The organism is Streptomyces sp. NEAU-YJ-81, from assembly GCF_017592595.1.
GTDB lineage: Bacteria > Actinomycetota > Actinomycetes > Streptomycetales > Streptomycetaceae > Streptomyces > Streptomyces hygroscopicus_B.
Genome location: NZ_JAGFNO010000012.1, coordinates 76,341 through 88,454 on the forward strand (window position 1 = coordinate 76,341; position 12,114 = coordinate 88,454).

Consider the following 12,114-nt stretch of genomic DNA (forward strand, 5'->3'; position numbering starts at 1 on the left):
CGCAGGGCCTCCGATGAGCGTGTCGGATATGACGCCGCGCGAGGGCGATGGTGTACGCCCTCGCGCGGATTCGTTTCGTTGGGTGTGCGGATCGCCGCCGGGGGTCAGTCCTTGAAGGTCTCGCTCTTCACGGACTTCCAGGTGCCCTTGGTGACCTTGTAGACGGTCAGCTGCTTGTTGGTGGTGTCGCCGTACTGGTCGAAGGAGACCTTGCCGGTGACGCCGTCGAAGGAGACCTTGCCGAGCGCCTCGGTGACCTTGGCGCGGGCGTCGTCCGGGAGCTTGCCGTCGTTGTCCTCGACGACGGCCTTGACGGCCTGGATGATGGCCCAGCCGGCGTCGTAGGAGTAGCCGCCGTAGGCCGCGTACGGGTCCTTGTAGTGCTGGTCCCCGTAGTTCTTCACGAAGGTCTTGGCGGAGTCGAGCTGCTCGACCGGGTAGCCGACGGAGGTGGCGAGGTCGCCGTCGTTGTTGGTGCCCGACGCCTTGATGAAGGCGGGGTCGTAGATGCCGTCGCCGCCCATGATCGGGACCTGCGCGCCGGCCTGCTTGACCTGGTCGGACAGCAGACCGCCCTCGGGGTACTGGCCGCCGAAGTAGACGGAGTCGGCGCCGGTGGACTTGACCTTGCTGGAGATGCCGGAGAAGTCGGTCTCCTTGACGGTCAGGTGGTCCCGGCCGACGACCTTGCCGCCGAGGCGCTTGAACTCCTCGGCGAAGATGGTGGCGAGGCCGTTGCCGTACGCCTGCTTGTCGTCGACGACGAAGACCTTCCGCTTCTTCGCGTCCTTGTAGTAGTACTGCGCGGCGAAGCGGCCCTGGATGATGTCGGTGGTCGCGGTGCGGAAGTAGGTCTTGAAGGGACGCGACTTCTTGCCCGAGGCCCAGTCGTCACCCTGGCTGAGGGCCGGGTTGGTGTTGGCGGGGGAGACCTGGGCGAGGTCGGCCCGGTCGAAGACGCCCTGCATGGACTGGGCGACGCCCGAGTTCAGCGGCCCGACCGCGCCGAGGATGTCCTCGTCGTCGACCATCGAGGTCGCGTTCGCCTTGCCGGAGGAGGGCACGGCCTGGTCGTCGAAGGACTTGACCTTGAAGGTGACCCCGTCGACCTCGTTGTTCTTGTTGGCCACCTTCGCCGCGAGGTCGACGGAGTTCTTGATGCCCTGGCCGAGGGCGGACAGCGAGCCGGTGAGCGGGGCGTCGACACCGATGACCACGGTGGTCTTGCTGTCCTTGCCGCCACTGTCGTCTTTGTCGTCGCGCGACCCGCAGGCGCTGAGGGTGAGGGCGCCCGCAGTGATCGCGGTCGTGATGATGAGCAAGGAACGGTGTCGCACGAGGAATCCTTTCGCTGGCCCGGCACCCCGGGTTCATGGGGTGCCGTGTCCTCGCCGGATGAACCTGGAATGGCCGTGCGGGTGCGGCGTACACCCCACGGGGCCGTGACTGGCTGTGACTCTAAGCGCGGGGCGCGATCGGGGGCAGAGGTCTAGACGATGATGTGACTGTCTTGTTATGACGCGCGTCACCCAGGATGTCCGTGTAGCGGAACGTAAGGGATGAATGGGGCGAATCTGATCCAACCATTAGGTCCGGATCCTGAGAAGCTGCAGTTCCGCTAAGGAGTGCGGGGGACTGGTGAACGATGCGCGAAGCGCCGGGTGCGGGCGAGCGGAGAAAGATCGAGTTCAGGGGCGTCGCGGGTGGCGAAAATGCGATCTCATATTGCGTCAGTGTTACGGAGTGTTACGACTGTCGGCGTCGGTCCGGTGCGGTGGCGGGGGTGCCGGACGGGTGCGGCTCAGGGTGGCGGGCGCCAGTTCTCGGAGCTGTGGGTGGCGCCGTTCGTGGCCGCGCAGCGGCGCTCGGCCAGGCGTTTGATCAGCGCTTTGGCGGCCGGGGTGCCATGCCGCCGCCGCTCGGCGCGCGCGGCGTGGACGATGTCGTCGTAGATCTCGTACTGCTGGTTGGAGAGCCCCTTCTGCTCCCAGTCGAGCCCGGCCCAGCGGCTGCCCGCGAGGTCCTGTTCGGCCCAGTAGGAGATGAGATCGGCGCACAGCCGTACGGGCGAAGGCGCCTGTGGCGTGGGGCTGTTGGGGCCGGGGCCGGATGCGGACGGGGCGCTGTCACCCGAGCCGCGAGAGCCGTCAGAGCTGCCGGAACCGGATCCGCCGCATCCGGTCAGTGTCACGGCGAGTACGAGAGTGCAGCCACAGACGGTGGCGGGCCAGGAACCCGCCCGGGCCGTTGCCCCCATGGGGAGTCACGCTAGACCCGGCCTCCCGGGGGGACAACGGCGATGACGCAGGCCGTTGCGGCGAGGGCCGGATCGGCCGGGCCGGAAGCGGGGCGCCGGACGCCGCCCGGGGGCGTCCGGCCCGCCGGGCGTCACGCTTCGCCGCGCTCCTTGGCCTCGGTGACCTCGGCGACCGTCTTGGCCTGGCCGGCCTCGTCGACCTCGCGCAGCAGGCAGGTGAGGCGCGCGGTGCACACCCGCCGGTCCTGCTCATCGCTGATGACGATCTCGTAGGTGGCGGTGGAGCGGCCCCGGTGGACGGGGGTGGCGACGCCGGTGACGAGGCCGGAGCGCACTCCGCGGTGGTGGGTGCAGTTGAGGTCGACGCCGACCGCGATCCGCCCGCTGCCGCCGTGGAGCATCGAGCCGACCGAACCGAGAGTTTCGGCCAGCACGGCGGAGGCGCCGCCGTGCAGCAGGCCGTACGGCTGGGTGTTGCCCTCCACGGGCATGGTGGCCACGACGCGGTCCGCGGAGGCTTCCAGGATCTGCACGCCCATGCGGGTGCCCAGGTGCCCGGCGGAGAACAGCGCGGGAAGATCCACGCCGAGCGCCGCGTACTCGTCGATTACCTCCTGCGGGAACTTCACGCTGGTCTGCTCGCCCATCGGACCGGCTCCGTTCGATTGCTTGTGGTGGCCACCTTCTTACCAGGTGACTGAGCAAACGCTTAGGCCGGGGGTGTCTGTTCCAGGCGGACCACCACGGACTTGCTCGCCGGGGTGTTGCTGGTGTCGGCGGTGGCGTCCAGCGGGACCAGGACGTTGGTCTCCGGGTAGTACGAGGCGGCGCAGCCGCGCGCGGTCGGGTAGTGGATCACGCGGAAGCCGGTGGCGCGCCGCTCGATGCCGTCCGTCCACTCGCTGACCAGATCGGCATAGCTCCCGTCGGCCAGCCCGAGCTCCTGGGCGTCCTCGGGGTGCACCAGCACCACCCGGCGGCCGTTCTTGATGCCGCGGTAGCGGTCGTCCAGGCCGTAGATGGTGGTGTTGTACTGGTCGTGGGAGCGGAGGGTCTGCAGCAGCAGCCGGCCCTCGGGCGCCGTGGGGTACTCGACGGGGGCCGCGGTGAAGTTGGCCTTACCGGTGGTGGTGGGGAAGCTGCGGCTGTCGCGCGGGGCGTGCGGCAGGGCGAAACCGGAGGGGTCGCTCACCCGGGTGTTGAAGTCCTCGAAGCCGGGGATGACGGCGGCGATACGGTCGCGGATCCGCGCGTAGTCCTTCTCGAACTCCTCCCAGGGGGTGTGGCTTTCGGGGCCCAGCACCCGGCGGGCCAGCCGGCAGACGATGGCCGGTTCGGAGAGCAGATGGGAGCTCGCGGGCTCCAGGCGCCCACGGGAGGCGTGCACCATGCCCATGGAGTCCTCGACGGTCACGAACTGCGGGCCGCCGCCCTGCAGATCGGCCTCGGTGCGGCCGAGGGTGGGCAGGATCAGCGCCCGCGCCCCGGTGACCACATGGGAGCGGTTGAGCTTGGTGGAGACATGGACGGTCAGCCGCGCGGCGCGCATCGCGCCCTCGGTGACCTCGGTGTCGGGGGAGGCCGCCACGAAGTTGCCGCCCATGGCGAAGAAGACCTTCGCCTGGCCGTCGCGCAGGGCGCGGATGGCCCGCACGACGTCGAAGCCGTGCTCACGGGGCGGGGCGAAGCCGAACTCGCGCTCCAGGGCGTCGAGGAAGGCCGGGGCGGGGCGCTCGAAGATGCCCATGGTGCGGTCGCCCTGCACATTGCTGTGGCCGCGCACCGGGCAGACCCCGGCGCCGGGGCGGCCGACGTTGCCGCGCAGCAGCAGGAAGTTGACGACCTCCCGGATGGTGGGCACCGAGTGCTTGTGCTGGGTCAGGCCCATCGCCCAGCACACGATGGTGCGCTTGGAGTCGAGGACCATGCGCAGCGCGCTGTCGATGTCGGCGCGGTCGAGGCCGGTGGCGCGCAGCGTCTCGTCCCAGTCGGCGTCGCGGGCGGCCTTGGCGAACTCCTCGAAGCCGTGGGTGTGCTCGCCGATGAACTGCTCGTCGGTGGCTCCCTCGCCCGCGCCGGAGGCGCTGTCGGACGCTTCCAGGATGAGCTTGTTGAGGAGGCGGAACAGCGCCTGGTCGCCGCCGAGCCGGATCTGCAGGAAGAGATCGGTGAGCGCGGTGCCGACGCCGGAGAGGCCGCGCGCGTTCTGCGGGTTCTTGAACCGCTCCAGCCCGGCCTCGGGCAGCGGGTTGATGGAGATGATCTTCGCGCCGTTGGCCTTCGCCTTCTCCAGGGCGGAGAGCATGCGCGGGTGGTTGGTGCCCGGGTTCTGCCCGGCCACGATGATCAGGTCGGCCTGGTAGAGGTCCTCGAGCAGCACGCTGCCCTTACCGACGCCGAGGGTTTCGGTGAGCGCCGAGCCGGAGGACTCATGGCACATGTTGGAGCAGTCGGGGAGGTTGTTGGTGCCGAATTCGCGCGCGAAGAGCTGGTAGAGGAAGGCCGCCTCGTTGCTGGTGCGGCCCGAGGTGTAGAAGACCGCCTCGTCGGGGGAGTCGAGCGCGGTCAGCTCGTCGCCGATGATGTCGAAGGCCCGGTCCCAGGACACCGGCTCGTACCGCTCGGCGCCCTCGTCCAGATACATGGGCTGGGTGAGCCGGCCCTGCTGGCCGAGCCAGTAGCCGCTGCGGGTGGCGAGATCGGCCACCGGGTGGGCGGCGAAGAAGTCGGGGGTGACCCGGCGAAGGGTGGCCTCCTCGGCGACGGCCTTCGCCCCGTTCTCACAGAACTCGGCCGCGTGGCGCTTGTCCGGCTCGGGCCAGGCGCAGCCGGGGCAGTCGAAGCCCTTCTTCTGGTTGACGCGCAGGAGCGTGAGCGCGGTGCGGCGCACCCCCATCTGCTGCTGGGCGATGCGCAGCGAATGCCCCACCGCCGGCAGCCCGGCCGCGGCATGTTGCGGGGGTGTGACCTCGGGCGCGTCCTGGATCGGATCGCCTGCGGGCGGCTTGGCTGCCATCGTCGCTCCCCTTGGGCTCGAGCGTTGCGGGACCTGTGCGTGGACCTGTGGGTCAAATCCTGTCACGGGCCTACGACAGCCGGGGCGGCGGCCCGGTCCGGCTGTGCGGGGGCACGATCTTGTACGCGGCCCGGTCCGATCTTGTGCCCGGTCCGGTCCGGGTGGCCGGGGGCGGGCCGGTCCGGTGGCCGGGGCGGGAGGCATTGTCGGTGGGCCGTGGCAGGATCGGGGGCGTGGCAGAGAAAGCATCGAAGAAGACCGCAGCGCCCGCTTCCGACCGCACGGGGGAGGACCGTCCCCGCCTGCTCCTGCTGGACGGGCATTCCCTGGCATACCGGGCGTTCTTCGCGCTGCCGGCGGAGAACTTCAGCACGACCACCGGCCAGACCACCAACGCGGTCTACGGCTTCACCTCGATGCTGGCGAACACGCTCCGTGATGAGCAGCCCACACACCTCGCGGTGGCGTTCGACGTCTCGCGCAAGACCTGGCGCTCCGAGCAGTTCACGGAGTACAAGGCGAACCGCTCCAAGTCCCCCGACGAGTTCAAGGGCCAGGTCGAGCTGATCGGCGAGCTGCTGGACGCCATGAACATCACGCGCTTCGCGGTGGACGGCTTCGAGGCCGACGACGTGATCGCCACCCTCGCCACCCAGGCCGAGGAGCAGGGCTTCGACGTGCTGATCGTCACCGGCGACCGGGATTCGTTCCAGCTGGTCACCGACCATGTCACGGTGCTCTACCCCACCAAGGGCGTCTCCGAGCTGACCCGGTTCACCCCCGGGAAGGTGCACGAGAAGTATGGCCTCACCCCGGCGCAGTACCCCGACTTCGCGGCCCTGCGCGGCGATCCGTCGGACAACCTCCCCGGCATCCCGGGTGTCGGCGAGAAGACCGCGGCGAAGTGGATCAATCAGTTCGGCTCCTTCAAGGAGCTGGTGGAGCGGGTCGGCGAGGTCAAGGGGAAGGTCGGCGAGAAGCTCCGCGACCACCTGGAGTCCGTCAAGCTCAACCGCCAGCTGACCGAGCTGGTGCGGGATGTGGAGCTGGCCGCCGGCCCCGAGGGGCTGGGGCGCACTCCGTACGACCGGGAGGCGCTCTCGGCGATCCTGGACGCGCTGGAGTTCCGCCACCAGAACTTCCGCGACCGGATCATGGCCGTCGACCCGGGCGCGGCGGCGGACGAGCCCGCGGCCGCGGAGCCGGGTATCGCGGTCGACGGAGTGGCGCTGGGCGCCGGTGAGCTCGCCCCCTGGCTGGAGAGCCACCGTGACGCCCCGCTGGGCCTGGCCACCGTCGACACCTGGGCGCTGGGCAGCGGCAGCGTCAGCGAGATCGCGCTGGCCACCGGTTCCGGCCCCGCCGCGTTCTTCGACCCCTCGCAGCTGGACGAGGCCGACGAGCGGGCGTTCGCCGAGTGGATCTCGGACCCGGACCGCCCCAAGGTGCTGCACAACGCCAAGGGGATCATGCGGGTCTTCGCCGAGCACGGCTGGTCCGTCGCGGGCGTCACCATGGACACCGCGCTGGCGGCCTATCTGGTCAAGCCCGGCCGCCGCTCCTTCGAGCTGGACGCCCTGTCGGTGGAGTACCTGGGCCGTGAGCTGTCCCCGGCGGTCGCCGCCGACAGCGGCCAGCTGGCCTTCGGCGCCGATGACGAGGCCGAGCGGGACGCCTTGATGATCAAGGCGCGGACGATCCTGGACCTGGGCGAGGCGTTCGGCGGCCGGCTGAAGGACGTGGGCGCGGCCGGGCTGCTGCACGACATGGAGCTGCCCGTCTCAGAGCTGCTGGCCCGGATGGAGCGGTCGGGTATCGCCGCCGACCGCGGGTGGCTGGAGCGCATGGAGCAGCAGTTCGCGGCCGCCGTGCAGCACGCCGTGCAGGAGGCGCACGCCGCGGTGGGCCATGAGTTCAACCTCGGCTCGCCCAAGCAGCTCCAGGAGGTGCTCTTCGGCGAGCTGGGCCTGCCCAAGACCAAGAAGACCAAGACCGGGTACACCACGGACGCCGACGCGCTGGCGTGGCTCGCCGGGCAGACCGACCACGAACTCCCGGTGATCATGCTGCGCCACCGGGAGCAGGCGCGGCTGCGCTCCACCGTCGAGGGCCTGATCAAGACGATCGCCCCCGGCGGCCGCATCCACACCACCTTCAACCAGACCGTGGCGGCCACCGGCCGGCTCTCCTCCACCGACCCCAATCTGCAGAACATCCCGGTGCGCACGGACGAGGGCCGGGCGATCCGGCGCGGCTTCGTCGTCGGTGACGGCTTCGAGTCGCTGATGACCGCCGACTACAGCCAGATCGAGCTGCGCGTCATGGCCCATCTCTCCGAGGACGAGGGCCTGATCGAGGCGTTCACCTCCGGTGAGGACCTGCACACCACGGTCGCCTCCCAGGTCTTCTCCGTCGACAAGTCGGCGGTCGACCCGGAGATGCGCCGCAAGATCAAGGCCATGTCCTACGGGCTGGCGTACGGCCTTTCGGCGTTCGGTCTCTCCCAGCAGCTGGGCATCACCCCCGATGAGGCCCGCAAGCTGATGGAGACCTTCTTCGAGCGGTTCGGCGGGGTGCGCGACTATCTGCAGCGGGTCGTCGAGGAGGCGCGCGCCACCGGCTATACCGAGACCATGCTCGGCCGCCGCCGCTATCTCCCGGACCTCACCAGCGACAACCGCCAGCGCCGCGAGATGGCCGAGCGGATGGCGCTCAACGCCCCGATCCAGGGCACCGCCGCCGATATCGTGAAGATCGCGATGCTCAAGGTGGACGCGGCGTTGACGGGGGAGAAACTCTCGTCGCGGATGCTGTTGCAGGTCCACGACGAAATCGTGCTGGAGATCGCGCCCGGTGAGCGGGAGCGGGTCGAGGAGCTGGTCCGCCGGGAGATGACGGGCGCCTTCAGTCTGAGCGCTCCGCTGGGCGTATCGGTAGGATCCGGGTCGGACTGGGAATCGGCGGCTCACTGAGGGTTCCACTGATGTGGCGTTTGCACCGGTAGCTGCGGGCCATAAGTTGTCGTAGTGTCACCAGAGTTGACGCGCCGGGGGAGCGCACTGTGTTCGACGGGAGGGACACACGGATGGCACCGCTTATCGGCCGACGACTGCGCAAGGGGGCCGCCACGACGGCGGTGGCGGCCGCCGCGATGGCCGCCCTCACCGCGTCCCAGGCACCCGGGTTCGCCCACTCCGACCAGGGCGACCGGAACCGGGAGCAGCGGGCGGGGGAGGCACCGGCGCCCGACGACACCCCCATTGACGGTGGTTCGTCGTACCACACTGATCTGCCACCGCTGGTCACCCCCGACAAGCCGGGCTCCTCGATCGATCTGCCCGGGCTCCCCGGGAGTGGCAACACCAAGGCCGAGGCGGGCATACCCGCGAGCGTGCTGGACGCCTACAAGAAGGTGGAAGCGGCCCTGAAGGAGTCCAACCCCGGCTGCAATCTGCCCTGGCAGTTGCTCGCCGCGATCGGCAAGGTCGAGTCCGGCCAGGCCCGCGGCGGCAATGTGGAGGCCGACGGCACCACCGTCTCGCCCATCCTCGGCCCGGTCCTCAACGGCGACGGCTTCGCCCTGATCAAGGACACCGACGGCGGTGCCTACGACGGCGACAGCACGCATGACCGAGCGGTCGGCCCCATGCAGTTCATCCCGTCCACCTGGGCCAACTGGGGGCGGGACGGCAATGGTGACGGCGAGAAGGACCCCAACAACGTCTATGACGCCGCCCTCGCCGCGGGCAACTACCTCTGCGCGGACGGCCGCGATCTGTCCGTCAAGGCCGATCTGGACCGCGCGATCCTCGGCTACAACCACTCGCAGGAGTATCTGAACACCGTCCTGTCGTGGTTCGAGTACTACAAGCGCGGCACCCACGAGGTCCCCGACGGCACCGGCGTGCTGCCCTCGGGGGACGGCTCCGGCGGCTCGGGCGACAAGGGCAAGGACTCGGGCAAGGGCGGCGGAAACGGCAAGGACACCGGGAAGGGCCAGGACGCCCACACCCTGCCCAAGCCCGACGACGAGCCCGACACCTCCACCCCGACCCCTCCGTCCGGCGAGCACGGCGGGACCCCCGGCACCGGGACCCCGACCCCCAAGCCCCCGACCACTCCGCCGTCCACCCCGAGCGGCACCAGCAAGCTCACCACGGTCGGCGCGAAGGAGCTGTCCGCCACCGCGGGCACCGGATTCGCCCAGTCGCCGCGCGTCAAGGCCGTGGACGCCGCGGGCAAGCCGGTGGCCGGTGCGCGCGTGAGGTACGAGATCCTCGGCGAGACCGACGCGCGCTTCATCGGCCTCGTCAAGTCCGCCACCATGGTGACCGGCATCGATGGCACCGCCACCGCGCCGAAGCTGCTCGCGGGCGAGAAGACCGGCACCTTCACCGTGCGCGCCACCGCCGTGGGGCGGGAGGCCGCCCCGGTCGAGTTCACCGCGACCGTCAAGGCCCGTCCCGTACCGCAGGCCGATGCGCTGGCCCGCCTCGGCGACAAGGAGCTCACGGCCCAGACCGGCGCCTCCTTCGCCGACGCGCTCACCGTCACGGCCACCAGCAAGGGCAAGGCCACGGCGGATGTGCCGGTGACCGCCACGATGATCACCTCGGCGAAGGACCCCGAGCCGGCCGACAAGGGGCCCTACTTCCTGGACGACAAGGGCAAGCCGGTGCGCACCCTGACCGCCCTGAAGACCAACGCCCTCGGGCAGCTCACCCTGCCGAAGATCCTCACCGATGACCACGCGGGCACCTTCCTGCTCCGCCTCACCGCCGAGGGCGGCGCCGTCCTGGACATCGAGCTGACGGTCACCCAGGCCCAGGCCCCCGCCTCGTAAGCCGCCCGGTAACCGAACACCGCCGCGGATCACGCGGTTCCTCGCGCCGCCCCTGAGCCCCCACCGGGCCAGGGGCGGCGCGACGCTTTTCCGCCTTCGTGTTCTCATCTGCGGCCCCCGTTGCTACGGTGCCCCATCCCTGACGAACCGTCAGGCAGTGCCTCGTACCGGACCACGAGGAGGCCCGTATGCGCGCCCTCGCCGCCGCCGCGATCGGACTCGCCGCCGCCCTCGCCATCGTCCTCACGATGACGGCCATCGGCGCCCCCAGCGGTGAGACCTCCCCGAAACCCCTGCTCACCACCGTCCCCAAGCACCCCTGAGGGAGGGACATCCGCCATGCGCCGCAGAGCAAGCCTGGTGCTGCTGGCCTTCGCCGTCTTCTTCGCCGCACTCGCGCCGCTGCTGCGCTGGTACGCCTATCCCCGGCTGGCCAAGATCCCGCCCAGCGAGTACCAGACGGCGGTCCTGGAGGCCAGCCCGGCCACCCTGCTCGACTACGGCACCATGCAGCCCCGCAAGGTCTCCAAGGTCAGCATCGTGCAGACCCTGCGCGGCAATGTGCCCGCCGCCGAGAAGACCGGGAAGGCGACCGGGCGCGATGTCGTCGTCTGGGACGCCCTGTCCTATGTGGCCGGGCCCGACGGCAAGATGGTCTCCAAGATCCCCGAGCGCTATGTCTTCGACGCCCACTCCCAGGACCCGGTGCACGCGGGCGGGGAACATGTCGACGGGGACGCGGTCCGCCGCGACGGCATCGAGTTCAAATGGCCGTTCCTCACCGAGAAGCGCGACTACCGCTACTTCGACGCCCAGACCCGCACCTCCGCCCCCATCCACTACAAGGGCACCCAGACCTTCCGCGGCCTGAAGGTCTACTACTTCGAACAGACCATCCCCTGGACCAAGGTGGCGCTGCCCAAGACCATGCCGGTCGAGGGCGTCACCCCCGAGACCGTCCGCAAGGCCGGCACCTCCCGCTGGTACAGCACCAAGCGGATGTTCTGGGTCGAGCCCACCACCGGCGCCCCGGTCAACGGACAGGAGATCCACAAGGAAGAGCTGCGCGGCGGCACACTGCTGGGCGACCGCGACCGGGTGACCGTCTTCTCCGGCCATGTGAAGATGCGCGAGGACTACATCCGGCACACGGTCGACATGGTGAAGTCCCAGCGCCAGCTCGTCCTGCTGCTCACGGCCTATCTGCCATGGGGCTTCCTGACCCTCGGCATGGCCCTGCTCGCGCTCGCCCTGCTGCTGGAGGCCCGCGGGCGCGCGGCGCGCCCGCCGTCGGCCCCGGCGGCGCCGACCCCGTTGTCAGTGGCGGGCCGTAGCGTATGACCATGCCAGTGAACAGCTGCGTCCCCGGGCCCGAACTCGTCGGCCACATCGTCGAATTGGCGCGCCTGGAATGGACTCCGGGTGCCACGGCGGCCGCCGCCGAGCGCTTCGGCTGGGTGCCCGACGGCTCCCATGCGTCCTCGCACGCCACCAACACCGGGCACTATGTCCGCCCCGAGTGGTTCGGCGGGCCCGATGACGCGGACACCGAATGCCTGATCCCGTTCTGCTACTACTACGAGCCGGACGACTTCGACGCGGAGTTGCAGGCCGACGGGCTCAGCGGCAATGTCGACTGGCTCGCCGAGTACCACTCCGAGGACCCCGCATGGGTCTTCCACCGCGACGCCGACCGCTCCGTCTTCGACGGCCGGTGGCGCGCCGCCGTGGACGCCTTCGGCGAGCGCCTGGGCGAGCCGGAGACCGTCGTGCGGGACGAGAAGGGCGACCACCCGTGGAACTACGCCGCGTGGCGCTGCGGCGGCAATGCGGTGGTGGTCGGCCAGTGCGTCGACAACGGCTCGTATATGACCTTCGAGCAGGCGCTCATATGGGTCGGACCGCACCCCGTGGACGAACCGTTCCCGACGGGCGAGCAGTTCGCCCTGAGGCTGGAGTGCTGAGCCGCGCGGCCGTCGCGTCAATCGCCGTGTCAAT

General features: G+C 70.1%; 9 protein-coding genes. 5 read left to right on the forward strand and 4 right to left on the reverse strand.

Annotated elements, in window-relative coordinates:
- Positions 1–104: 104 nt before the first annotated feature.
- From J5X86_RS25005 to J5X86_RS25020, 4 genes are all read right to left on the reverse strand, one after another.
- The gene (locus tag J5X86_RS25005) at positions 105–1,337 is read right to left on the reverse strand and encodes a branched-chain amino acid ABC transporter substrate-binding protein (protein ID WP_208518988.1); all 1,233 of its coding nucleotides are present in this window, start codon (positions 1,335–1,337) and stop codon (positions 105–107) included.
- A gap of 464 nt (positions 1,338–1,801) precedes the next feature.
- Positions 1,802–2,191, reverse strand: a complete 390-nt coding sequence (locus J5X86_RS25010; RefSeq protein WP_208518989.1) for a hypothetical protein — start codon at positions 2,189–2,191, stop codon at positions 1,802–1,804.
- Positions 2,192–2,388: 197 nt separating this feature from the next.
- On the reverse strand, positions 2,389–2,904 hold the full coding sequence (locus J5X86_RS25015; RefSeq protein ID WP_119986987.1) for a hotdog fold thioesterase: 516 nt from the start codon (positions 2,902–2,904) through the stop codon (positions 2,389–2,391).
- A gap of 62 nt (positions 2,905–2,966) precedes the next feature.
- Positions 2,967–5,273, reverse strand: coding sequence for an FdhF/YdeP family oxidoreductase (locus tag J5X86_RS25020; RefSeq protein ID WP_208518990.1), 2,307 nt, complete (start codon positions 5,271–5,273; stop codon positions 2,967–2,969).
- Positions 5,274–5,506: 233 nt separating this feature from the next.
- Between J5X86_RS25020 and polA the strand changes: the two genes are divergently transcribed.
- The 5 genes from polA to J5X86_RS25045 all read left to right on the forward strand — a co-directional run bounded on the left by polA (position 5,507) and on the right by J5X86_RS25045 (position 12,080).
- Positions 5,507–8,245, forward strand: coding sequence for a DNA polymerase I (polA, locus tag J5X86_RS25025; protein ID WP_208518991.1), 2,739 nt, complete (start codon positions 5,507–5,509; stop codon positions 8,243–8,245).
- A 113-nt stretch (positions 8,246–8,358) separates the two neighbouring features.
- Positions 8,359–10,116 carry a lytic murein transglycosylase gene (locus tag J5X86_RS25030; protein WP_208518992.1) on the forward strand — a complete coding sequence of 586 codons (1,758 nt, stop codon included), beginning with the start codon at positions 8,359–8,361 and terminating at the stop codon, positions 10,114–10,116.
- Positions 10,117–10,304: 188 nt separating this feature from the next.
- A complete protein-coding gene (locus tag J5X86_RS25035) occupies positions 10,305–10,439 on the forward strand; it encodes an SPW_0924 family protein (protein ID WP_014059917.1) in 135 nt (44 codons plus the stop codon).
- A 16-nt stretch (positions 10,440–10,455) separates the two neighbouring features.
- On the forward strand, positions 10,456–11,457 hold the full coding sequence (locus J5X86_RS25040) for a DUF3068 domain-containing protein (RefSeq protein WP_208518993.1): 1,002 nt from the start codon (positions 10,456–10,458) through the stop codon (positions 11,455–11,457).
- 2 nt (positions 11,458–11,459) lie between these two features.
- Entirely contained in the window at positions 11,460–12,080 is a 621-nt protein-coding gene (locus J5X86_RS25045; RefSeq protein ID WP_243981318.1) for a hypothetical protein, read from the forward strand.
- Positions 12,081–12,114: the final 34 nt, after the last annotated feature.